Below are 23,650 nucleotides of genomic sequence, written 5' to 3'. Positions count from 1 at the left end.
TCCGTCGATCCTCGGTGCGAGCCACAATGAAACGCCATTTTGAAGATTTGCAGTTAGGCAGTATCGAACTGTTCTGCCTGGCCGCCGAAGCCGGCAGCTTCACCGCTGCCGCGCAACTGGCCGGGGTCACGCCCGCTGCGGTGAGCCGGTCGATTCTGCGTCTGGAGCAACGCTTGGGTTCGCGACTGTTTGCCCGCACCACGCGCAGCATTCGCCTCACCGACGCCGGCCGGAGCTTCTTCGAACAATGCAGCCAGGCGCTGACGCAACTGGTCGAAGCGCAGCAGGAAGTCATGGGCGCGCAGACTTCGCCATCGGGTCGACTGCGCATCAGCCTGCCAACCACCTACGGGCATCACCGCATCCTGCCGCTGCTACCGAAATTTCGCGCGTTGTACCCCGAGGTCACGGTCGACGTGCACTTGGGCAACCGCAATATCGACTTCGTTGAAGAGGGCTACGACCTGGCGATACGCGTGCGCGCACAACCGGACTCGACCCTGATCGCGCGCCTGCTGGAAGACGCCGCCCTGGTGGTGGTCGCCGCACCTGAATATCTGCATAGAGCCGGCACGCCGCAGACGCTGGACGATCTCATCGCGCATGAGTGCATCCAGTTCGAATTGCCCAGCAGCGGGCGGCGGATTTCCTGGCTGTTTCAGGAAAACGGCCGGGACCTGGAAGTGATTTCCGACGGTGGCTATTCCTGTTCCGACGATGTGCTCGGCGGTGTGACGCTGGCCAAGCACGGCGCCGGGCTGTTTCAGACTTACCGTTTCATCGTCGAGCAGGAACTCGCCGATGGCCGACTGATTGAAGTGCTGCAACCGTACGCCGGACGTTCGCGCCCCTACACCCTGCTCTACCCGCACGGCCGCTATGTGCCGCAACGGGTGCGGGCGTTTGTGGATTTTCTGCTGGGGTTTCGTGAGCAATGGGCAGGACCCGCGCGGTAATCAACCGGTCTGACGCAGGCGGCTGAGTTCCTTGGACGGCGGGCAGCCGAACTGGCGGTTGTATTCGCGGCTGAACTGCGAAGCGCTTTCGTAGCCGACGCGGTAACAGGCGCTCGAGACGTCCAGCCCTTCATTGATGATCAGCCGCCGCGCCTCTTGCAGGCGCAGCTGTTTTTGATATTGCAGCGGGCTCATCGCGGTGACGGCTTTGAAGCGGTGATGCAGCGCCGAGTTGCTCAGGTTGGCCACCTGCGCCAGCGCGTCGATACGCAGCGGCTCGGTGAAATTCTTGTTCAGCCAGTCGATAGCGCGCGTGACCCGGTGGGTCTGCGAATCGCTGACGGCGATTTCATACAGCAGATGCCCGTGCTGGCCGCGCAGCAGACGGTAATACAGCTCGCGCAAAGCCATCGGCGCGAGCATGCCGATGTCGCGTGGATTATCCAGCAGGCGCACCAGACGCAGCATGGTATCGAGCAGGGTCACGTCGATTTTGTCGAGAAACATGCCGCGACCGGCGTCCTGTGGCATGCCGGTCAGCGGCGACTCGGCAATCAGTTGCGTCAGTTGTGCCGGATCGAAATCCAGCCGTACGCAAAAATACGGCGCCTCGGGCGAGGCTTCGATCACCCGTCCCGACACCGGCAATGTCACTGACACCACCAGATAATTCAGCGGGTCGTAGAGGAAGCGCTCATCACCCAGCCCGACTTCCTTGCGCCCCTGCACGATCAGGCACAGCGCTGGCCGGTGCACAACGTGAATCAGCTCGGACGGGCCATCGAGACGGATCACGTGCAGCGGCGCAATCGCCGTTTCGTAGGTGCCTGGCGCATCGAAGCGTTGAGTCAGCAAGCGCACCAGTTCGGCGCGATACACCGCCGTGTCGTGGAGGATGGAAGCGTCGTGGTTATCCATGCAAAGGGCCTCGAAAGCAGACGAAGGTGGGTCAACTGCGGAGGAAGATTAGCCAGTTTTACCCAGCGGCGACTAGATCAAAGATGCTGCAGATTTGCCTGATTCTGCGTGCTCGTCTTACTGGCAAAGCCATGGGCGCGTTATCACACGCGCCGTTGGCTTCTCACCCGACTATCAACCCGCCGTAACCGTCATGCCGCCATCGGCCATGACCACCGAGCCCACCATGAAACTGGCGCGGTCGGAGGCGAGGAAGGTGACGATTTCGGCGATTTCTTCCGGCTGCGCCGCCCGACCGATCGGCGCCGCTTCGCCGTGCTGCGCGAGGAAGCCAGGGCCGTCCTCGACCACATCGTTGAGAATATTGGTCACCACATCGCCGACGCCGATGGCATTGACGCGAATGCCGTGCTCGATGACCTCCAGGGCCAGCGTGCGGGTCAACTGTGCCAGCGCGCCTTTGGAAGCGGTGTAGGCAGCAATGGTCGGAAAGGCAAAGTACGACGCATAGGAAGCGATATTTACGATTGCACCGGACTTGTTCGGGATCATCGCCTTGACCGCTTCGCGGCAGTGCAGGAAGGCGGCCGTGGCATTGACTGCCTGGATCTTTTCCCAGTCGTCGCGGCTCATGTCGATCACTGCTTTGTTGATAATGATCCCGGCGTTGTTGACCAGAATATCCAGGCGCCCGAACTGCTCGACGGCAAGGCCGACTGCGCGTTCGGCGGCGCCGTCCTCGGTGATGTCCGCCACCAGCGGCACCAGATCGGGACGAGCCAGTTCTTCGACAGCCGGGTTGAGGTCTTCGGCAATCACCTTGGCGCCGCGAGCGTGCAGCATCAGCGCAATCGCCTTGCCGATGCCACTGGCCGCGCCAGTGACCAGTGCAACTTTACCGGCGACTTCTTGTGGCAGGGTGTGGTTGAAATCAGTCATGGTTTTAACTCCTCGATAGCGAGTCGGTGTTGCGCCTGATGGCGCGCTCGTAAACACGGCTTCACTGTCGCGCACTGGCCGCCGCCGGGCTTTCGGGCGATTGCCGGGACTGTCGGAGTTTTGCGCTGGAATTTCTCATTCGCCCGCCCTAACCTGCAAAATCATTCGCAGCCGAAGCTTTTCATGGAGCGTCCTGTGCCCTCTGCCAGCCCCGCTACACCGACAATCAGCCAGCCCGCGCGCATCGCCGCCGAAGCCATGCCGGAGCATCTGCCCGGTGTTGCGGAAACGACCACGCCGCGGCCGCAGATCAAGGATGCAGTGGTGCAACTGTTCCGCCATCAAACCCTGCTTGAGCCGATCCGCGTGCCGTGCGTGGCCGAACCGCTGCTGGTGCTGGTATTGGCCGGCACTGCCCGGGTCGAAGAACGTTCGTTGGGCGGAGAATGGCAGGCGAGCCGGGTCACGGCGGGCGACTTCTTCCTGACCAACACCCGCGAACCCTATGAAATGCGCTGGCAAACCGAAGGCTGTGAGGTCTTCGAAGTCATGCACCTCTACCTCGGTCTGGGCCTGATCGAACAAGCGGCGCGCGAAGCGTTCGGCGAACAGGCCGGTGCAGTGACGTTTGTCGATGTGTCCGGTGCGCGTGACGAGCAGGTCAGCTTCATCCTTGAGCAACTGCGCATCGAACTGACCGAACAGCGCCAACCCAGCGCACTGCTGGTGCACAGCCTGGCTCAGGCGTTGGCGATCCATCTGCTGCGTCATTACCTCGACCCCGGCAGCAACCCGCGCCGCGACAACGCCCTGCCCGCCTACAAACTGCGCCGGGTGCTTGAAGCGATGAATGCGAATCTGGCGGAGGATTTCAGCCTCAGTCATCTGGCCGCCATCGCCGGGCTGAGCGACTACCACTTCAGCCGCACCTTCAAGCGCGCCACCGGTTTATCGCCCTCGCAATACTTCATCCGCCTGCGCATGAGCCGCGCGCGTCATCTGTTGCTGGAAACCGCCCACAGCGTGATCGACATCGGCCTGGAGGTTGGCTACTCCAGCCCCAGCCACTTTTCCCAGGTGTTCCGCCGTGAAGTCGGCGTCACCCCGAGCGCCTACCGCGATGCGCCACGCGGGGCCTGAAACCTGTCGAAAAGCGATGCAGCAGAATTGGGCAAATCCCGTGGAGGAATCGATTAATAGCCCATGAGCCGCCGCACTTAATCTTCTTCCAAGCCCACTCAAGGGCACACAGAAGAGGACGACATCATGCTGAACATTCAAAACAAAGTGATCGTGATTACCGGCGCCAGCAGCGGCATCGGCGAAGCCACCGCACGCCTGCTCGCCGAACGTGGCGCCAAAGTGGTGTTGGGTGCACGGCGCACCGAGCGTCTGGCAGTGATTGCCGAAGAGATCAACGGCGCCGGTGGCCACGCGCAGTTCCGCGCACTGGACGTCACCGATCAGCAGGATGTGCAGCGCTTCGTCGATTTTGCCGTCGAACATTACGGCCGCGTCGATGTGCTGGTCAACAATGCCGGCGTGATGCCGTTGTCACGGCTGGATGCGCTGAAGCTCGATGAGTGGAACCGCATGATCGACGTCAACATCCGTGGCGTACTCCACGGCATAGCCGCCAGCCTGCCGTTGATGCAGCGCCAGCGCGCCGGGCAGATCATCAACATCGCCTCGATCGGTGCTTACGCGGTGAGCCCTACTGCGGCGGTGTACTGCGCGACCAAATACGCCGTACGGGCGATTTCCGAAGGCTTGCGTCAGGAAGTCGGTGGCGATATCCGCGTCACCGTCATCGCACCGGGCGTGACCGAATCGGAACTGGCCGAGAGCATTTCCGATGAAGGCGGCCGCGAAGAGATGAAGTCATTCCGCAAGATCGCCATCCCCGCCGAAGCCATCGCCCGCGCGATTGCGTATGCCGTCGAACAACCGGCGGACGTGGACGTCAGCGAACTGATCGTGCGTCCAACCGCGAGCCCTTATTGAAACCAGGAGTCAATCTGTGGCAGCGAGCTTGCTCGCGAAAGCGCTGGGTCAGGCGAATATGATGTTGAATGTACCGCCGCATTCGCGGGCAAGCCCGCTCCCACAGGGTGGTTGTGGCACCACCAAATCATTGGTCAACACATTGTGGGAGCGAGCTTGCTCGCGAAAGCGGTGGATCAGCCGGCAAAGATGTTGGATGTACCGCCGTCTTCGCGAGCAGGCTCGCTCCCACAGAGGTTGTAGCACCACCAAATCATTGGTCAACATGGAACATTGTGGGAGCGAGCTTGCTCGCGAAAGCGGTGGATCAGCCGGCAAAGATGTTGAATGTGCCGCCGTCTTCGCGAGCAGGCCCGCTCCCACAGAGGTTGTAGCACCACCAAATCATTGGTCAATATGGAACATTGTGGGAGCGAGCTTGCTCGCGAAAGCGGTGGATCCGCCGGCAAAGATGTTGAATGTGCCGCCGCCTTCGCGAGCAGGCTCGCTCCCACAGAGGTTGTAGCACCACCAAATCATTGGTCAACACGGAACACTGTGGGAGCGAGCCTGCTCGCGAAAGCGGTGGTTCAGGCGAATATGAAGTTGAATGTGACGCCGCCTTCGCGACCAGGCCCGCTCCCACAGAGGTTGTAGCACCACCAAATCATTGGTCAACACGGAACACTGTGGGAGCGAGCTTGCTCGCGAAAGCGGTGGATCAGCCGGCAAAGATGTTGAATGTGCCGCCTTCTCGAGCAGGCTCCCACAGGGAATCGCGGTGCCGCTGACGAAACGGGCTGGCACTCATATCTAACCTAACGCGCTCCCGGCCCGATCAACATGCTTTCGATCTCGGCGCCGGGCATCATTTGCTGCAGGCCTTCGATGAGCTTGTCGCCGGCCTCGGTCAGCGCTTCCAGCGGCATGGCCGGAAGGCTTTCGAGGATGAACCACATGTGCTGCGCCTGCGCATCGAGGCGAGTTCGCACGCCTTGGCGCCAGTTCCAGCGCCGGCAGGTCACGCCTTGGTCATCGCGCCAGACCACTTCGCCGGCGTCCGGAAACTCATGCGCGGGCAGACCTTCTTTCATCGTGTCGAACGGTTCGCTGCCATCGGCGACGACCAGACGCGGTGAGCCTATGTAGGCTTGCGCATTCTCGCCGCCGACCGGAATCGCGTACTCGAGGCTGATGGCGTTGTACAGATCAACCACCGGATCGATGCTCGGCAACTCGCCGTCGCGCAACACCCGTTTGCGCAGAGCCTCGGCCGAGCAAGGCGTGCGCTGCGGCTTGGCACCGAACTGGCGAAACACGTCCGCCCAGGCCTGCAAGTGCGCGGGCCCCCATGACGGGCCACCGTTGGCGACGATCTGACAGGCTTTGGCCAGTGCTTCACCGGCCACGTATGCCTGAGTAATCGGCGCCGCTTGCACGACAATACTCAGCGCTCTGAAGCCCGGCGCGAGTTGCGCAACAGCCGGATCGATTGACGGCACGACAGACAGCATCCCAGAATCCCCCTCATACCCGAATTTCAAACGATGCTAGCGATCAATGACCAAGAAAGTCAATATAACGACCGAGGCCGGCGCCGACGTCGAGACCGTCAGCGCGGCGGTGTCGCGCACGCTCAAACAGGCGCGCAAACAACAGGGCATCACCCTGGATGAACTGTCCAGGCGCTCCGGCGTGAGCAAAGGCATGGTGGTCGAGATCGAGAAGGGCTCGGCCAACCCAAGCATCGCGACATTGTGCAAAATCGCCGCGGCGCTGGGCTTGTCCGTGGCGGACTTCGTCAATGTCGCCGACACTCCGGCGGCGCATCTGATCGACAGTGATGACATCCCCACGCTATGGACCGGTGAGCTGGGTGGATCGGCACGACTGCTGGCCGGCACCAGCGGCCCGAACATGCTCGAGTTATGGCGCTGGGAATTGTTTCCCGGCGAGTCGTTTTCTTCAGCCGGTCACCCGAATGGCACCACAGAGCTGTTTCATGTCGAGAAAGGCGCGTTGCATTTGCAGGTTGGCGATGCCGAGCTGATTGTCGGGCCTGGGTGTTCGGCGGTGGCGCGGACCGATGTGGCGCATGGGTATGCCAACCATGGGCGAGCGAAACTGGTTTTCACGATGTCGGTGACTGAACTGCATCAGGGTGCCAGGGAAAGCCCCTCACCCTAGCCCTCTCCCCGAGGAGAGGGAACTGTCCGGGTTGACCATCACAGGGAGCGTTCCCCTTCAAACAGCACGGTCAGCGTGACGGCGGATGCTCCGTCGAAACCGAATTGGCCGCATCCACATCCGACATGTCTTCTTCTACAGGCGCCTCATCGTCCGGCGGCAAAGGCACCTCGGGGTTTTCGCGCTTGGGATCGTGCCCGGTCTCATTGTCGGTGGTGCGCGTCACGGCTTGTTGCGACTGGTTGCCCGGTGCGTTTTCATCAATGTCCATGTCGTTCTCCGAGGTGTTCAGCGATAAGTACCTGAACGTGTGAAATGCCCTTGCGTGACAAGTGCCCGACAATGGACGAACGGCGTTCTGTAAAAAACGCAAAAAGCCTGCTTTCGAGGCAGGCTTCTGCTTTGGATTTAACGCTTACTTCTGCTGCGTCAACGCCGAGTAGCTGTTCATCAGGTTGCGGTAGTTGGGAATGCGCTGCGACAACAGATTGCCCAGGCCTTCAATGTCGTTGCGCCAGTCGCGGTGCAGCTCACAGGCCACCGAGAACCAGTTCATCATCTGCGCGCCGGCCTGAGTCATGCGACTCCATGCGGCTTGCTGCACGGTGGTGTTGAAGGTGCCGGACGCATCAGTCACCACAAACACATCAAAACCTTCTGCCAGCGCCGACAGGGTCGGGAACGCTACACAGACATCCGTGACCACACCGGCAATGATGATCTGCTTGCGCCCGGTGGCCTTGATTGCCTTGACGAAGTCTTCGTTGTCCCAGGCATTGATCTGGCCTGGACGAGCGATGTATGGCGCGTCCGGGAACATCTCTTTCAGCTCCGGTACCAGCGGGCCGTTCGGGCCTTGTTCGAAGCTGGTGGTGAGGATCGTCGGCAGGTCAAAGAACTTGGCCAGATCCGCCAGCGCCAGCACGTTGTTCTTGAACTCGTTCGGCGAAAAGTCCTGCACCAGCGAGATCAGACCGGTCTGGTGGTCAACCAGCAGCACGATAGCGTCGTCTTTGTTCAGGCGGTTGTAGGTTGGAGTGGTCATGGTGTGCGTCCCTTTTCAAGTTTGGAGTTTTGTTGTTGCGTTCAAGTTGGGTACAGATTACTGACGCACAGCTAAGGGATAAATCGCTTGAAAAGGGTTACACCGTCCACTCAAACCGGACAATCCACGTCAATCATAGAACGGCTCAACCAACGCCCGACTACCGACAAAAAAACTGTCCGCCACCAGGCGCAACGGTTGCAGATCCAGGTCGCTGTCCTTGTCGCTGATCAATTGCTGGAAGTGGCGGTAGACCGCTGCGTACTCGCCCTCCTCCGAGACGCTTTGGCGCACGCCGTCGATGCTCAGCACGGCGCCGCCATTGTCCAGGCGCAGGACGCCTTCGGCGCAGCGGATCTCGATGCTCCACAGTTCATCGTGGCCATGGTCGAAATCGAGCTCGGCTCGTACGTCGAGCTGATGTGCATCAGACATTTTGATCGAGGCGGCAATCGGCGACTGGCAGTTGCTCGGCACGCGCAATTCGGCGGCTTCGACAAACAGCGGCAGCGCCAGCAGGTGGGTGACGATCGACAAGGCGTTGATGCCCGGGTCGAACACACCGAGGCCGCCCGGTTGCCAGATCCATGCCTGACCCGGATGCCACTTGCGCACGTCTTCCTTCCAGTCGATCTGCACGCTTTGCAGGGTGCGGCTGGCCAGCCAGTCGCGGGCGGCGGCGATGCCCGGTGCGTAGCGCGAGTGCCAGGCGAACAAAGCGCTGACGCCTTGTTCGGCGACTTGATCGACCAGGGCCATGGCCTCACCCAGTGTCGCACAGGGCGGTTTTTCCACCAGCACGTGCTTGCCGGCCGCCAACGCCTGTTGCACCAGCGCGAAGCGCCCTTGTGGCGGCGTGCAGAACGCAATTGCGTCGACAGTCGGGCCGTTTTCGAGCAGTTCGCCCAGCGACTGGAAGTTCTCCACCCCGGCGCAAGGTTTGCCTTGGGTAGCGACCGCCACCAACTGGAACGCCGGGTTGGCGAGGATGGCGGGAACGTGTTGATCCTGGGCGATCTTGCCGTAGCCCACCAGGCCGAGACGAATCGGTTGCATCACAGACTCCTGTTGTTGTTTTGGTCTTTGCAGCGCAGCGGCAAGAGTACGTGTTTCTGCGCTCGCCTCCAATCGTCATACTATTTAAATCAAAGTTTGGTCGCGGCGAACGCATGGCTTATTCGTCATTTCTTCTTACACCTTTTGTCGTCCGATCCCGCACCGCGCGGCGATCGGCAGCCGGCGATCAGCCTCAGTTTGCTATCATGCGGCGCTTTTACGGTTAACCCCTCGCCAGTCCTGCCGACTGGCGGGCTGCAAAAGGCGGTATTAGATGACGGCTTTGTTGACTCGCCGCAAGGTACTTGCGGGAATGGGCGTGCTCGGGCTCGGCCTGCTCGCCGGTTGCGATACCCGTGGCCAACTGTCGTACAAGTACGGCAAGGATCTGAGCGACAAGATTCTCGGACGCACCTTCAAGCTGAAGAATCCCGAAGGCGAAACCATGTCGCTGTCGAGCTTTCGCGGGATGATGCCGATGATCTTCTTCGGCTTCACCCAGTGCCCGGCCGTTTGCCCCACCACCCTGGCCCGCGCCGCACAGATCAAAAAACTCATGGGCCGCGACGGCGACCGTTTGCAAGTGGTGTTCATCACCCTCGACCCGGAACGCGACACGCCGCAGATCCTCGACGCCTACGTCAAAGCCTTCGACCCGAGCTTCGTCGCGCTGTACGGCACGCTTGAGGAAACCAAGGCCACCGCCAAGGAATTCGACGTGTTCTACGAGAAAGTCCCGGCCGGCGACACCTACACCATCTCCCATACGTCCACCAGCTACGTCTACGACTCGCGTGGTGAGTTGCGCCTGGGCCTGTCCACTTCGCTGACAGCCCAAGAGTGCACGGAAGATTTGCTTACTGTTATGGAGGTCTGCTGATGCATCCCGTTCTGAATCACCTCAAACGCACCGTATGTGCACTGTCCCTGCTCGGCCTGGCCTTTCAGGCGTCGGCGCAGACCAAAGTCGACGATGCTTGGGTCCGTGCCACCGTGCCGACCCAGTCCGCCAGCGGCGCGTTCATGACCGTCACTGCCGACAGCGACAGCAAACTGCTCAGCGTTGCCTCGCCAGTGGCCAAGGACGTTCAGATTCATGAAATGAGCATGAAGAACGATGTGATGACCATGGGCCCGGTGAAGTCGGTTGAGTTGCCTGCCGGCAAAGCCGTGAGCTTCGATCCGAACGGCTACCACGTCATGCTGATGGGCCTGACCGGTCAGTTGAAGGAAGGCGAAAACGTGCCGCTGACCCTGACCGTGGAAAACGCCAAGGGCGAGAAAGAAACCATTGAAGTCAAGGCACCGGTCCGCGCGCTGACCAACATGGGCGGCCACGATCACAGCAAGATGCATTGATCGCTGACTGAAAGACTGTTCGCCCGACAGATAAGCGGGGCGGCTTGATCGATGATCGTGCCGCCCCGTTTTTTATTGGCCGGAAGAAGGCTTACGCCGCTAAACCTGTGGGAGCGAGCCTGCTCGCGAAGGCGTCAGGTCAGTCAAATCATCTGTGGCTGAAACTCCGCTTTCGCGAGCAGGCTCGCTCCCACATTAATTCTGAGTGATGCCCTATTCCGCATCCGCCGAAAAAACCTGTGGGAGCGAGCTTGCTCGCGAAGGCGTCAGGCCAGTCAATTCATTCGTGGCGGAAACTCCACTTTCGCGAGCAAGCTCGCTCCCACAGTAGTGCCGGGTGACGCCCAATTCTCAACTCCCCGCACCACCATGCGCTTCTTCAAAGAAGTAATCCTTCCAGCTCCCCGCCTTGTTTTTCAACACACCCAGTTCCTGCAGTTTCTCGGCGTAGATGAACGTGCGTTGCGGTACAACGGTGAAGTCGATTTCCGGGTCTTTGACGATTTGCTCGACCAGGGCCAGCGGCAGTTTCGATTGCTCTACACGGATGTAGGCTTGGGCGGCGGCGGGTTTGTCGGCTTTGATGATGTTCTCGGCTTCGGCCAGTGCGTCATAGAAAGCTTTGTAGGTTTTCGGGTTTTCGTCGTGGAATTTTTCCGTGGTGTAGAGCACGTTGAACGTCGCCGGGCCGCCGAGGATGTCGTAGGAGCTCAGCACTTTATGCACGTTGGGGTTTTGCAGCGCCTGGTACTGGAACGGTGGGCTGGAGAAATGCGAGTTGATTTCCGAGCCGCCAGCGATCAGCGCAGCGGTGGCGTCCGGGTGCGGCAGGCTGACCGAAATGTTGTCGAACTTCTTGAACTGGTCGTCACCGAATTGCCTGGCGGTTTCAATCTGCAGGGTACGCGACTGGAAACCCACGCCAGCGGCAGGCACGGCGATACGATCCTTGTCGCTGAAGTCTTTCAGCGTTTTGATGTTCGGGTTGTTGGTCAGCAGGTAATTGGGCATCGAGCCCAGCGCGGCGATGGCTTTGACGTTCTGCTTGCCCTTGGTGCGATCCCACACGGTGAGCATCGGCGGCACGCCGGCCGAGACGACGTCCAGCGCTCCGGTGAGCAGCGCCTCATTCATGGCCGTAGCGCCGGAAATGCTGTTCCAGTCGACCTTGATCTCCAGGCCCTGGGCCTTGCCGTGTTTCTCGATCAGCTGTTGATCGCGCACGACATCGAGGATTAGATAACCGATACCGAATTGCTGGGCGATGCTGATCTTGCCCTCGGCCTGGGCGCCGCTGCTGAACAGCGCGCCCGCTGCCAGAGTTGCGGCCAACAGAGTCAGCGCAGAACGTTTGAACGGTGTGGCCATGACAACCTCGCAGCATGGGGGTGGGCTGAAAGGCCTGACTTTATAGCTATAAAAAAAAGAAATTAAATATCCTTATCGCATATCGATAGCACTGAGCGCTTTGACGTCTGCTGCTGGAATTCAGGAGCAGTGGATGGACCTACAACAGTCTGAAACAAAAAACTGCCCCTCCGAAAAACGGCCATACGTCCCACAACCCACGCCCGCTATGGGCACGCGCCGTTTCAGCGATCGCCAGCCGCAGGTTTTAAAAGCCGATCAGCCTTTCTGCCCTTGGTATCATCACCCACACTTTTTTGACCCTTTGATGACAAGCAGGCCTTTTTCGTGAGCGCTCTTTTCAACTGGCTGCGGCGGCCGAATGCCCGCCTTCTTTCTCTCATCGTTCTGGTATTGGTCGTGCCGGTGTGCCTGCGGGCGGCGCTGGGCTGGTCGAACCCGCTGGGCTTTTTGTCGGATCTGGCCGTCGGCAGTTTGCTGGTGGTAACGCTGCATCGCCGCGCATGGTGGCTGGCCTTGCCGGTGCTGATGTTCTGGGCGCTGCTGGCGATCGCCACGGCAGAATTGGTCAGCGCCGTCGGCCGCCTGCCGACGCCTTCGGATATTCACTACCTGATCGACCCGCAGTTCGTCGAAAACTCCACTGGCGGCGGACTTGCGCACCCTGCCCTGGCCATGGCTTTGCTGGGTGCCCTGGCTTTCTGGCTGCTGACTCAGTTTGTTGGTCGCGGCTTGTCTCGCCCTGCTCTCCCTCGCTCTGTCTGGGCCGCGCCAATCGTGTTGTTCGCCGCACATTGGGCCGCGCAAAACCTGTGGCCGAATGACGGCGACGCCTGGCGCCTCTACAACCTGCCGCATCAGTTGCTCGCCAGTGAAGTCGCCGACCTGCAGATCCAGGCCGAGGAATGGCTCGACGGCGACGTTGAAGAACCCACACCGGCGATGGCCGGGCTCACCGACGTCGATCTCAATGGCCAGAAGCTGCTCGCCGCGCCAGGCCAGGCGCGCAATGTGTTGATCATCGCGCTCGAAGGCATTCCCGGCGCCTACATCCGTGCCAACCGTGAGGCGATCGGCAGTCATTATCAGGAAGATCTGATGCCCAACCTCAGCCGCTGGGCCGAGCGCGGCATGAACACCCCGGATTACGTGCTGCACACCCATCAGACCATTCGCGGTCTGTACGCCATGCTGTGCGGTGACTACGACAAGCTCAACAATGGCACGCCCAAAGGCGTGGAAATGCTCACCCTCAACGAACGCAATCAGGCCTGCCTGCCGGCACAATTGCGCGAGCACGGCTTCAGCACGCATTACTTGCAGGGCGCGGGCCTGCGCTTCATGGCCAAAGACAAGATCATGCCGCACATCGGTTTCGATGCGACCCATGGCCTGGAATGGTTCAGCAATAGCAACTATCTGGAGTTCCCCTGGGGCAAGGATGACAGGGCATTTTTCGAAGGCGCGCTGGATTACGTCGGCCAACTGAAGAAGCAAAAACAGCCGTGGATGCTCACGCTGCTGACGGTCGGCACCCATCAGCCCTACTCGGCACCGGACGATTATCTGCAGCGTTATGAGACGCCCAAGCAGGCTGCCGTCGGTTATCTCGACGATGCGCTGGATCAGTTTCTTTCAGGGCTGGAGCGCCAGGGCGTCCTCAAGGACACACTGGTGGTGATCACCTCGGATGAATCCCACGGCATCGACGGTGTGCGACTGGCCTCCTCGTGGGGTTTCAATCTGACGCTGGCGCCGGAGCAGGCGCAACTGCCGCGCCTGAATGCCGGGGTTTATGGCCATGTCGATCTGAGCACCTCGATCCTCGACTATTTCGACCTGCCGGTGCCGACTGCGCTGAGCGGCCGCTCGCTGTTTCGCGACTACGATTCGGGGCGCGAAATCATGTCGTTCACCAACGGCAAACTGCGTTACCACAACGGTCAGGGCATCTTCTCCGAATGCGACCTGCCGCGCCGCTGCCGCTATTACCAAAGCACCGGCTTCATCGCCGAAAGCGCCACCTACAAAGGCACCTACAGCGGCCATCCGGCCCGGCAGATCGCCGCGCGCGCCGATGCGCTGGACCTGTCCCTGTTGCGCACACCACTCAATCATCGCTACCAGTTCGGCAGCAACAACATCATCCCTCTGCAAGCGCAGATCAAGGATGACTGGGCCGACAACCTGATCGGCGCGCAATACCTGGAAATGCCCAAAGGCTCGCACACCCGCGTGCGCCTGACCGTGCGCTCGGTCGATCCGCAGCAGGCGGCGTACATTCAGCTCAAGGCCAAGCAATTCGAACAGGACGTGCAACTGGGCCTGCCTACGGAAATGGTCGCCACGGCGGACCAGCCACTGGAGTTGGACTTCAGCTTTGAAAACCCCCAGCCGCGCAAAGCGTTCTCGTTTCATTTGCTGGGGTATGGCAATGGCGCGGTCGAGGTCTCGGACTTCAGCGTGATCACTGAACTGCCCGGCCAGGAAGACATCCTCGACGACGTGCCAGAGGACGACACCGCACAATCGAGCTAACCCCTGTAGGAGCTGCCGAAGGCTGCGATCTTTGCTTTTGATTTTTTGGTGAACAAAGATCAAAAGATCGCAGCCTTCGGCAGCTCCTGCCTGTGCGGTGAAAGAGTTTGCCTATCGGTATCCAATAGTCGGGCTATTAGCCGACTTGCCAACTCGGGTCTAGCCTTACCAGTCCGAAGTCGGCACGAGCCGGCCGCAGACCTGATAGGGATACGAACATGGCAAACGAATCGAAATGCCCGTTCAACCACGCCGCCGGCGGCGGTACGACGAACCGTGACTGGTGGCCGAATCAACTCAATCTGAAAATCCTCAGCCAGCATTCCCCCAAGTCCGATCCGCTGGGCCAGGACTTCGACTACGCCAAAGCCTTCAAAAGCCTCGATTTTCAGGCGTTGAAACAAGACATCAGAGCGCTGATGACTGACTCCCAGGACTGGTGGCCGGCCGACTTCGGCCATTACGGCCCGCTGTTCGTGCGCATGGCCTGGCACAGCGCCGGGACCTATCGCACCGCCGATGGCCGTGGGGGCGCCGGCTCCGGACAGCAACGCTTCGCCCCGCTGAACAGTTGGCCGGACAACGTCAGCCTCGACAAGGCCCGCCGCCTGCTGTGGCCGATCAAGCAAAAATACGGGCGCAATATTTCCTGGGCTGACTTGATCGTGCTTACCGGCAACGTCGCGCTGGAATCCATGGGCTTCAAGACCTTCGGTTTTTCCGGGGGCCGCGCCGATGTCTGGGAACCGGATGAAGACGTGTACTGGGGTTCGGAAACCGAGTGGCTGGGCGGCGATAACCGTTACGGCAAGAGCAATGGCCCGGTGCAAGAGCCCGGCGACGGCACGCTGGTGGCTGAGCCCGATCTGCATGGCCGTGAAGAAAGCCGCACCGATCAGGGCGAACGCAATCTGGAAAATCCCCTCGCCGCCGTGCAGATGGGTCTGATCTACGTCAACCCGGAAGGCCCGGAAGGCAACCCGGACCCGGTGGCCTCGGCCAAGGATATTCGCGAAACCTTCGGCCGCATGGCCATGAACGATGAAGAAACCGTGGCGCTGATCGCCGGCGGCCACGCGTTCGGCAAGACCCATGGCGCCGGCCCGGCCGACAATGTCGGCCCAGAGCCGGAAGCGGCCGGTCTGGAGCAACAGGGTCTGGGCTGGAAAAACGCCTTCGGCACCGGTAAAGGCGCCGACACCATCACCAGTGGTCTGGAAGTGACCTGGACCACCACACCAACGCAGTGGAGCAACAACTATCTGGAAAACCTGTTCGGCTTCGAGTGGGAGCTGACCAAAAGCCCGGCGGGCGCCCATCAGTGGCAACCGAAAAACGGCGCCGGTGCAGGCACCGTTCCCCACGCTCACGATCCGAACAAGAAGCTCTCGCCGACCATGCTCACCTCCGATCTGGCGTTGCGCTTCGATCCTGCCTACGAACAAATCTCGCGGCGCTTTCTGGCCAATCCCGATCAGCTCGCCGACGCGTTCGCCCGCGCCTGGTACAAGCTGATCCATCGCGACATGGGTCCGCTCTCCCGCTACCTCGGCCCGGAAATGCCACAAGAGGAATTGCTCTGGCAAGACCCGCTGCCCGACGTGACGCACCCGCTGATCGATGACAGCGACGCCACTGCGCTGAAAAACAAGGTGCTGGCTTCAGGGTTGTCAGTGTCGCAACTGGTTTCGACCGCGTGGGCTGCAGCATCGACCTTCCGCGGTTCGGACAAGCGCGGTGGCGCCAACGGCGGACGCTTGCGTCTGGCCCCGCAGAAGTTCTGGCAGGCCAACCAGCCCGAGCAATTGGACAAGGTGCTGAGCACACTGGAAGGCATTCAGAGCGAGTTCAACAACGGCGCCGCCGGTGACAAGAAAATCTCGCTGGCGGACCTGATCGTCCTGGCCGGTAATGCCGGGGTGGAAAAAGCCGCGCAGAACGCCGGGCATTCAGTGTCGGTGCCGTTTTCACCTGGCCGCGTCGATGCTTCGCAGGAGCAGACCGATGTCGAATCGTTCGGCTTCCTCGAACCGATTGCCGATGGCTTCCGCAATTACAGCAAAGGCAAATACACGGTTGCGGCGGAAACCCTGCTGATCGACAAGGCGCAGTTGCTGACGCTCACAGCACCGGAAATGACCGTGCTGCTGGGTGGTTTGCGGGTATTGAACACCAATGTCGGCCAGACGCGGCATGGCGTGTTCACCGACAAAACCGAAACGCTGAGCAATGACTTCTTCACCCACCTGCTGGACATGGGAGTTGAGTGGACCCCAACGTCACGGGATGCCGATGAGTTTGAAGGCCGTGACCGCAAGACCGGGGCGCCAAAGTGGACGGCGACTCGAGTGGATCTGGTGTTCGGCTCGAATGCGCAATTGCGCGCGTTGGCCGAGGTGTACGCCAGTTCCGACGCGAAGGCGCAGTTCGTCAACGATTTCGTCAAGGCATGGACGAAGGTTATGAATCTGGATCGGTTTGATCTGCGTAAATAGCTGTTTGTTGTACCAATAAAAATGCCGCTCGTTGAGCGGCATTTTTTGTTGATCGTCCCCACGCACAGCAAAGGAATGCAGCAAGGGACGCTCTGCGTCCCAAAGCCGACGCAGAGCGTCGAGAGAGGCAGTCCCACGCAGAGCATGGGAACGATCAACTCGACGGTTCCTACCGGATCGGGTTACGCCAGGCTTTTGCTCACCACTTCATACACATCGCTGGACAGCGACCCGGACGCCAGAATCCGCTCCAGCTCGGCCTTCATCAGTGCCTGGCGCGCGCTGTCGTATTTGCGCCAGCGGGTCAGCGGGGCCAGTTGGCGCGAGGCGATCTGCGGGTTGAAGCCGTTCAGTTCGATCACCAGATCGGCAAGGAAGCGATAACCGGAACCGTCCGCCGCGTGGAAGTTGATCAGGTTCTGCCCGGCGAACGCGCCTATCAATGCCCGCACCTTGTTCGGGTTCTTGATGTTGAACGCCGGGTGCTGCATCAACGCCTTCACCCGCTCCAAACCGCCCGGCAAGGTGCTGCCGGCCTGCACGCTGAACCACTGATCCATGACCAGCGGATTGTCCTTGAAGTGCTCGGCGAAGCTGGCCAAAGCCAAAGCCTTCTGCTCTTCGAATGGCGAGTTGACCAGCACCGCCAGCGCAGTCAGGCGCTCGGTCATGTTGTCGGCGGTCTCGAATTGCTCCAGGGCCGCTGCCAACACTTCCGGCTTGCCGCTGAGCATCAGGTACGACAGGGCAATGTTCTGCAAGGCGCGACGAGCGAAGTGCTCGGCCTCGGCGACGTACGGAGTCTTTTTCGACAGATCGCGATTGGCCTGATAACGCAGCCACAGCGCTTCGAACAAGCCTTCGGCGAGTTGCTTGCGGGCGAACTCGCGAGCGACATGAATCGCCTCGACGTCAGCCACTTCGCTGATCTCGGTGAGATAGGCCTCACCCGGCAGCGAGAGCATTTCGGCAACCATCGCCTGATCCAGCGACTCGTCGGACAGCACCGTGCGCAGCGCCGACACCAAACGCGGATCGAGCTTCAGGCTCTCGCCTTTCTGATGCTGGCCGATCAACTCTTGAAGCACTTGCACCGACAATTGCTGACCGGCATCCCAGCGATTGAAACCGTCGCTGTCGTGCTGCATCAGGAACATCAGTTGATCGCGGTTGTACGGGAAGCTCAATTTCACTGGCGCCGAGAAGCCGCGCAGCAGCGACGGCAAAGGCTGTTGGTTGATGTCGACGAAAGTGAAGGTCTGCTCGGCTTCGGTCACCGAGATCACCCGAGTGGTGCCTTGTGCCGAGGCTTCGCCAGCCAGACGCAGAGCGATTTCATTGCCCTGGCTGTCGAGCAGGCCGAGCTCGACCGGGATCACGAACGGCAGTTTTTCCACCTTGTCCGGGGTCGGCGGGCAGCTCTGGCGGAAGGTCAGGCTGTAGGTTTTCGCCGCAGCGTCGTAGGACTCGCTGACGGCCAGACGCGGTGTGCCGGCCTGGCTGTACCAGCGCTTGAACTGGCTGAGGTCAACGCCATTGGCATCTTCCATGGCCTTGACGAAGTCGTCGCAGGTCACGGCCTGGCCGTCGTGGCGTTCGAAGTACAGATCGCTGCCCTTGCGGAAGCCTTCGGCGCCCAGCAAGGTGTGGATCATGCCGACCACTTCCGAGCCCTTTTCGTACACGGTCAGGGTGTAGAAGTTGGAAATCTCGATGAAGCTGTCCGGGCGCACCGCGTGGGCCATCGGGCCGGCATCTTCGGCGAACTGGTGGGTACGCAGGTACGCCACGTCCTGAATGCGCTTGACTGTCGCCGAGTTCATGTCCGAGGAGAAACCGGCATCGCGGAACACCGTGAAACCTTCCTTGAGCGACAGCTGGAACCAGTCGCGGCAGGTGACGCGGTTGCCCGACCAGTTGTGGAAGTATTCGTGGGCGACAATCGCCTCGACCCGCTGGTGCGCGGCGTCGGTGGCGGTTTCAGCGCGGGCCAGCACGGCGCTGGAGTTGAAGATATTGAGGCCCTTGTTCTCCATCGCGCCCATGTTGAAATCGTTGACGGCGACGATCATGAAGATGTCCAGATCGTACTCGCGACCGTAGACCTCTTCGTCCCAGCGCATGGACTTCTTCAGGCTGTTCATCGCGTGCTGGCACTTGTCGATGTTTTCCGGCTCGACATAAATGCGCAGCGCGACGTTGCGCTGGCTCATGGTGGTGAAGGTGTCTTCGACGCACCACAGATCACCGGCGACCAGCGCGAACAGGTACGCCGGTTTCTTGAACGGATCTTCCCAGGTCGCCCAGTGCCGGCCGTCTTCGCCGGGGCCGGAAGCGATCGGGTTACCGTTGGAGAGCAACACCGGGTAGCTGTGCTGTTCGGCCACGACGGTGGTGGTGAACTTGCTCATCACGTCCGGGCGGTCGAGATAATAGGTGATCTTGCGAAAGCCTTCGGCCTCGCACTGGGTGCAGAACATCGTGCCGGACTTGTACAGGCCTTCCAGCGCGGTATTGGTTTCCGGGTGGATGCGCACGCTGGTGTCGAGGGTGAAGGTTTCACTGGTCGGCTGCAGGGTCAGGTGGCTGTCCGAGACTTGATAGTCAGCAGCGCTCAGCTCCCGGTCCGCCAGCGTCACCGAGAGCAGCTCAAGTTGCTGGCCGTCGAGCACCAGCGGCGGCAGGCCGGCGCCGCGCTCCGGGTTGCGGCGCATCACCAGTTGCGCGTGAACCAGGCTGTGGTCCTCGAACAACTCGAAGGTCAGGTGCGTTTCGTCAATCAGGTACTCGGGCGCCTGATAGTCCTTGAGATAGATCATCTTCGGTTGTTCGGTGCGCATGCTGGAATCCTTATTGATGCACGGCGAGCTGGTACGCCGTGTATTTACGAATGTTGATCACGCCGGTGTCGAAGATCAGGTACTGGCCCTTGATCCCCAGCAGCGTGCCTTCGGCAATCGGGTTCTTGTCCAGGTTGAAGCTGACGATTTTCGCCGGGTATTGCTCGACGGGATAGCGGATTTCCAGCGGTTCGACATCGGCAATCGTCTGAATCGCCTGTAGGCCGAATCGCTCCTGCAACCCTTGCAGGCCCTCAGCGCAGCTTTCGAACAACTGATCGCGCACCTGCGCCAGATCCACCGCCGCCGCATCGCCCTTGAGCAGTGCGCGCCAGTTGGTCTTGTCCGCCACCTGGCTGCGGAACAGGTCTTCGACAAAGCCCGATTGCTGGCGCGTCGACACACGCATGATCGGCAGCGCCTGACTCGCGCCCTGGTCGAGCCAGCGCGTCGGCAACTGCGTGGCACGGGTGATGCCGACCTTGATCCCCGACGAGTTGGCCAGGTAAACCACATGATCGGTCATGCAGAACTGCTGGCCCCACACCGGATCACGGCAGGTGCCGGCGTCGAAGTGGCAACGCTCCGGGCTCATGATGCACAGGTCGCACTGCGCCAGTTTGGTCATGCACGGGTAGCAATAACCCTGACTGAAACTGGTCTTGGTCTTGCGCCCGCAATGGGTGCAGTGGATCGCCCCCAGGAATTCCAGACGCAACGTGCTGCCGATCAACGGATTGACCGGCACCTCGACGTCATCCAGACGAAACGCGTATTGCACGTTCGACCCGTCCAGGCGCGCCGACATTTTGCTGATTGCACCGCGGCCAATCTCGATCAATGGATGGCATCCGACTTGAACAGGATGTTCGGCACTTCGATCGACTTCGACGCACACTCTTGCGGGCCCATGTAACCGGTGCGCTGGTCTTCAGGCAGGTTCTGGATTTCCCAGGCAATCATCGCCTGCAACGACAGCTCGCGCTGTTCGGCAGTGAGTTTGTTGCCGTCGGACCATTTGCCGATTTCCACGGCCAGTTTCAGGCTTTCGTAGATGTCCGGGGTGATGTTGTTGATCATGTCGTTGAAAGAGGACATCAGGGTCTCCGTGCTCTTTGCTGAAACAAAAAATGTTAGACGGCCAGTTTACGGCGGTTATACAAACCGCCCAACAAACCGGTGAAGCATCCGATGAGTAACCCGCTCAGGTGCGCGGCGTTGGCGATCTGGCCGAAACCGATCAGCGAAATCAGCCCGGACATGCACACCACCAGCCACACCAGCATCATCACCAGCACGCCGCGCGGCAGACGATAGGCCGGGTTCGGCGCCAGCAGCTGGAAAATCCAGCAATGCCCGAGCAAGCCGTAAAGCACGCCGGACAGCCCACCAAACAGGCTCGGCCCGCTCCAGACGAACTGCGCGTAGTTGGACACCAGACTGAACAACAGCGTCAAACCGAGCAGATTGATGCTGCCCTGACGCGATTCGATACGCCGCCCCAGCTCCCAGTACCACATGCCGTTCATGGCCAGATGGAGGATGCCGAAGTGGATCAGCATCGGCGTGACCAGCCGCCACCACTGCCCTGCCGCCAGACTGTCGGCCAGGGGCGTGAAGTGGATGTACTCGCCGATCACGCGAAAATCGAGGAAGGTCAGCCAGCGCAGCGTTTCCAGGTTTTCGCCGAGGAAGGTCAGACCACCGACGATCAGGCTCAACAGCAGAATCAATCCGGTGGCTTTGGCGTGTTTCAGCTGTTCGGCGAAGCTTGGCCGTTTGAAGGTCTGGCCCACGGGAATGTCCAGTTGCTGATCCGGGTCGCCGGCCGGGAAGCGCTCGTACAAGGAGCGCACGTCCTCGCTGATTTCCTCCGGCGCCCACAACACCTGTTCGCCCGCCTCTTCGCTGACCCGATGGGGCACTTGCATGCGTTGCAGCAGTTTGACAAAACCGCTCAAATCCACCGCCAACGGCAGGCGCAATACCGCTACCGCACTCATTGCAGGACCTCCGGCCGCTCGACATCGACCCAGACGAATTTTTGCGGATCCAGGCGCGTTTCCTGGTCCAGACGATAGGCCACCAGTTTGCCGTAGAGCACCGCACTGTAATCCAGGCACGCGAGGTTCGGGCGGATCGGCGCCGGTTTGCCGCTGCGCCAGTAGTGGCCGACGAACAGCAACGGCTCGTCGACGCCATAGCGCAGCAGGGAATTCTTTTCGGTTGAAGTCAGCGGCGTCTGCGCGACAGGTTCCGGCAGTGCATCGGGCTGGAAGACGATGTCGCCGTAGGTTTTCGGGTCGTCTTCCCAGAACTTGGTGCGGAAGAACGAACGCACCAGACCGTCGCCGCTGGTCATGGTCAGGCCACCGGGCAGGCGCATGTCGGTGCCGCGCAGCAAGCGGTCGAACACGGTGCAGGCGAAGCTGCCGGGCACCGCCGAAGCCTGGAGGAAATGCTCATCGACGCAGCCATTGGGGAACAACGCCCGCAACGGCTCGATCAGACCGGCGTCCCAGCACGCATGGACGACGCGGAAGCGACCGGCATCGACGAACAGCGGCAGCTCATAGAACCATTGCTGGAAGTCATGCCAGTCGCCGGGATGGTCTTCAAATTGAGTCAGGGTTTCCTGCAACAGCCGCGCATGGCGCTTGGTGTGTTCGCGCACGAACTGCTTACCGCTGCCCGGTGGCGCCGGGGTGACCCAGCCGAGCGCGTTGAATTCGTGGTTGCCCATGATGCACAGCGCCTGCCCCGCCTCGACCATGTCGTGAACGATGTGCAGCGCCTCGCGAATGCGCGGGCCACGGTCGATGATGTCGCCAACGAACACCGCCATGCGTGACGGATGCCGCCAGACCCCGCCCTGCTTGTGATAACCGAGACGGTCCAGCAAGTGTTCGAGGGTCATGGCGCATCCGTGCACGTCACCGATCAGGTCGTAACTGCGCGCGGGATCGAGCATCAGTCGCCTCCGCCCCCCAGCTTGCTGCCCCAGCCAAGCTTGGTGCGGCACACCTCGTAGTAATTGTGATCGAGCGGATGAATCAGGCGCAGCTTCTGTGCCTTTTTGCTCACGGTGATGGTGTCGCCCGGTGCGCAGGTGAAATGGTTCTGGCCGTCGCAGGAGACCTGCGGATAGATCTGCATATCTTTGGACACGACGATTTTCAGCTCACTGTTGCCATCGACCACGATCGGCCGTCCCGACAAGGTATGGGGGTACATCGGCACAATCACAATAGCGTCGAGCTTGGGATGCATGATCGGCCCGCCGGCGGACAACGCATAGGCGGTGGAGCCGGTGGGCGTGGCGACGATCAGGCCGTCGGCCTTCTGGCTGCAGACGAACTGGCCGTCGATGTACAGCTCGAATTCGATCATCCGCGTCGATTTGCCCGGGTGCAGCACCACGTCGTTGAGCGCATCGCCCTGGCCGATGGCCTCGCCATGGCGACGCACTTCGGCTTGCAGCAGGAAGCGGTTTTCTACCAGATAGTGGCCATCGAGCACTTCGGCGACCTTGATTTCCAGCTCGTCCGGGCGAATATCGGTGAGGAAGCCGAGGCTGCCACGGTTGATGCCCAGCACCGGAATATTGTGTTTGGCCAGCGCCCGCGCAGCGCCGAGCAGGCTGCCGTCACCGCCGACGACGATGACCATGTCGCAGACTTCGCCGAGCATCTTGCGCGACGAGGTTTGCAGGCCGTGGCCGGGCAGGACTTCAGCGATGGTGTCTTCGAGGATCACATGCAGGTGACGGTCGAGCAGAAAGCGTTTCAGTCGGCGGACGGTATCCAGCACCTGGGAGCTGCCCAGGCGACCGATGATGCCGATATTACGAAATTGCTCCATGGGACCTCTGCGGACAATCGAAAACGCGAAAACCCGATTATGGGCGAAAGCGCCAGATAGACAAAATCCTTTCAGCCTCAAGGGTGCGCTCAGGTTTAAGGCTAT

The 23,650-nt window shown here is 60.7% G+C and carries 21 protein-coding genes; 8 read left to right on the top strand and 13 right to left on the bottom strand.

Annotation, left to right across the window (positions count from 1 at the left end; translation table 11 throughout):
• Nucleotides 1-26: 26 nt before the first annotated feature.
• Nucleotides 27-956 carry a LysR family transcriptional regulator gene (locus ACYSTU_RS16545; protein ID WP_122699049.1) on the top strand — a complete coding sequence of 310 codons (930 nt, stop codon included), beginning with the start codon at nt 27-29 and terminating at the stop codon, nt 954-956.
• On the opposite strand, the gene ACYSTU_RS16540 is transcribed toward ACYSTU_RS16545, so the two are convergent.
• Both ACYSTU_RS16540 and ACYSTU_RS16535 read right to left on the bottom strand, forming a co-directional pair.
• A complete protein-coding gene (locus ACYSTU_RS16540) occupies nt 957-1,874 on the bottom strand; it encodes an AraC family transcriptional regulator (protein WP_073475257.1) in 918 nt (305 codons plus the stop codon).
• Between the two features lie 174 nt (nt 1,875-2,048).
• Nucleotides 2,049-2,813: an SDR family NAD(P)-dependent oxidoreductase gene (locus ACYSTU_RS16535; protein ID WP_016774231.1), complete on the bottom strand. Its 765-nt coding sequence runs from the start codon at nt 2,811-2,813 to the stop codon at nt 2,049-2,051.
• A 258-nt stretch (nt 2,814-3,071) separates the two neighbouring features.
• On the opposite strand from ACYSTU_RS16535, the gene ACYSTU_RS16530 reads away from it, so the two are divergent.
• Both ACYSTU_RS16530 and ACYSTU_RS16525 read left to right on the top strand, forming a co-directional pair.
• The gene (locus tag ACYSTU_RS16530) at nt 3,072-3,953 is read left to right on the top strand and encodes a helix-turn-helix domain-containing protein (RefSeq protein ID WP_217879896.1); all 882 of its coding nucleotides are present in this window, start codon (nt 3,072-3,074) and stop codon (nt 3,951-3,953) included.
• A 126-nt stretch (nt 3,954-4,079) separates the two neighbouring features.
• Nucleotides 4,080-4,817: an SDR family oxidoreductase gene (locus ACYSTU_RS16525; protein WP_499000121.1), complete on the top strand. Its 738-nt coding sequence runs from the start codon at nt 4,080-4,082 to the stop codon at nt 4,815-4,817.
• 797 nt (nt 4,818-5,614) lie between these two features.
• Here ACYSTU_RS16525 and ACYSTU_RS16520 read toward each other — a convergent pair.
• Nucleotides 5,615-6,310 (bottom strand): B3/B4 domain-containing protein, encoded by a 696-nt coding sequence (locus ACYSTU_RS16520; protein WP_217879757.1) that lies wholly within the window; start codon nt 6,308-6,310, stop codon nt 5,615-5,617.
• Between the two features lie 46 nt (nt 6,311-6,356).
• Here ACYSTU_RS16520 and ACYSTU_RS16515 point away from each other — a divergent pair, with 46 nt between their 5' ends.
• A complete protein-coding gene (locus ACYSTU_RS16515; RefSeq protein ID WP_217879756.1) occupies nt 6,357-6,983 on the top strand; it encodes a helix-turn-helix domain-containing protein in 627 nt (208 codons plus the stop codon).
• A 70-nt stretch (nt 6,984-7,053) separates the two neighbouring features.
• Here ACYSTU_RS16515 and ACYSTU_RS16510 read toward each other — a convergent pair whose 3' ends face one another.
• The 3 genes from ACYSTU_RS16510 to ACYSTU_RS16500 form a co-directional block, all read right to left on the bottom strand.
• Nucleotides 7,054-7,254: a hypothetical protein gene (locus ACYSTU_RS16510; protein WP_016774226.1), complete on the bottom strand. Its 201-nt coding sequence runs from the start codon at nt 7,252-7,254 to the stop codon at nt 7,054-7,056.
• Between the two features lie 144 nt (nt 7,255-7,398).
• The gene (gene ycaC, locus ACYSTU_RS16505) at nt 7,399-8,028 is read right to left on the bottom strand and encodes an isochorismate family cysteine hydrolase YcaC (protein WP_016774235.1); all 630 of its coding nucleotides are present in this window, start codon (nt 8,026-8,028) and stop codon (nt 7,399-7,401) included.
• A 129-nt stretch (nt 8,029-8,157) separates the two neighbouring features.
• Entirely contained in the window at nt 8,158-9,084 is a 927-nt protein-coding gene (locus ACYSTU_RS16500) for a Gfo/Idh/MocA family protein (RefSeq protein ID WP_499000116.1), read from the bottom strand.
• A 274-nt stretch (nt 9,085-9,358) separates the two neighbouring features.
• On the opposite strand from ACYSTU_RS16500, the gene ACYSTU_RS16495 reads away from it, so the two are divergent.
• Together ACYSTU_RS16495 and ACYSTU_RS16490 are read left to right on the top strand one after the other, a co-directional pair.
• Nucleotides 9,359-9,964: an SCO family protein gene (locus ACYSTU_RS16495; protein WP_016774221.1), complete on the top strand. Its 606-nt coding sequence runs from the start codon at nt 9,359-9,361 to the stop codon at nt 9,962-9,964.
• Complete coding sequence (locus tag ACYSTU_RS16490) at nt 9,964-10,443, top strand: copper chaperone PCu(A)C (RefSeq protein WP_056784698.1); 480 nt, start codon at nt 9,964-9,966, stop codon at nt 10,441-10,443. Before ACYSTU_RS16495 ends, ACYSTU_RS16490 begins: the two co-directional genes overlap by 1 nt.
• A gap of 351 nt (nt 10,444-10,794) precedes the next feature.
• On the opposite strand, the gene ACYSTU_RS16485 is transcribed toward ACYSTU_RS16490, so the two are convergent.
• A complete protein-coding gene (locus tag ACYSTU_RS16485; protein WP_499000112.1) occupies nt 10,795-11,811 on the bottom strand; it encodes an ABC transporter substrate-binding protein in 1,017 nt (338 codons plus the stop codon).
• 327 nt (nt 11,812-12,138) lie between these two features.
• Between ACYSTU_RS16485 and ACYSTU_RS16480 the strand changes: the two genes are divergently transcribed.
• Both ACYSTU_RS16480 and katG read left to right on the top strand, forming a co-directional pair.
• On the top strand, nt 12,139-14,349 hold the full coding sequence (locus ACYSTU_RS16480) for an LTA synthase family protein (protein WP_499000109.1): 2,211 nt from the start codon (nt 12,139-12,141) through the stop codon (nt 14,347-14,349).
• Nucleotides 14,350-14,567: 218 nt separating this feature from the next.
• Nucleotides 14,568-16,844: a catalase/peroxidase HPI gene (gene katG / locus ACYSTU_RS16475; RefSeq protein ID WP_110599026.1), complete on the top strand. Its 2,277-nt coding sequence runs from the start codon at nt 14,568-14,570 to the stop codon at nt 16,842-16,844.
• A gap of 182 nt (nt 16,845-17,026) precedes the next feature.
• On the opposite strand, the gene pepN is transcribed toward katG, so the two are convergent.
• From pepN to ACYSTU_RS16445, 6 genes are read right to left on the bottom strand one after another with little or no spacing between them, the layout of a single operon-like run.
• Nucleotides 17,027-19,684 carry an aminopeptidase N gene (gene pepN, locus ACYSTU_RS16470; protein WP_110599024.1) on the bottom strand — a complete coding sequence of 886 codons (2,658 nt, stop codon included), beginning with the start codon at nt 19,682-19,684 and terminating at the stop codon, nt 17,027-17,029.
• A gap of 10 nt (nt 19,685-19,694) precedes the next feature.
• Nucleotides 19,695-20,525 carry a DUF2797 domain-containing protein gene (locus ACYSTU_RS16465; RefSeq protein ID WP_016774216.1) on the bottom strand — a complete coding sequence of 277 codons (831 nt, stop codon included), beginning with the start codon at nt 20,523-20,525 and terminating at the stop codon, nt 19,695-19,697.
• Nucleotides 20,522-20,782 (bottom strand): YeaC family protein, encoded by a 261-nt coding sequence (locus tag ACYSTU_RS16460; RefSeq protein WP_016774215.1) that lies wholly within the window; start codon nt 20,780-20,782, stop codon nt 20,522-20,524. The genes ACYSTU_RS16465 and ACYSTU_RS16460 overlap by 4 nt, the downstream gene beginning before the upstream one ends.
• Nucleotides 20,783-20,817: 35 nt before the next feature.
• The gene (locus ACYSTU_RS16455) at nt 20,818-21,687 is read right to left on the bottom strand and encodes a rhomboid family intramembrane serine protease (RefSeq protein WP_125926037.1); all 870 of its coding nucleotides are present in this window, start codon (nt 21,685-21,687) and stop codon (nt 20,818-20,820) included.
• On the bottom strand, nt 21,684-22,655 hold the full coding sequence (locus ACYSTU_RS16450; RefSeq protein ID WP_024012499.1) for a metallophosphoesterase: 972 nt from the start codon (nt 22,653-22,655) through the stop codon (nt 21,684-21,686). Before ACYSTU_RS16450 ends, ACYSTU_RS16455 begins: the two co-directional genes overlap by 4 nt.
• Entirely contained in the window at nt 22,655-23,545 is an 891-nt protein-coding gene (locus ACYSTU_RS16445) for an NAD(+) kinase (RefSeq protein WP_016774212.1), read from the bottom strand. The genes ACYSTU_RS16450 and ACYSTU_RS16445 overlap by 1 nt, the downstream gene beginning before the upstream one ends.
• Between the last annotated feature and the right edge of the window lie 105 nt (nt 23,546-23,650).

It is taken from the genome of Pseudomonas glycinis (genome assembly GCF_054871425.1).
This window is presented reverse-complemented; position numbering and strand designations above follow the sequence as displayed.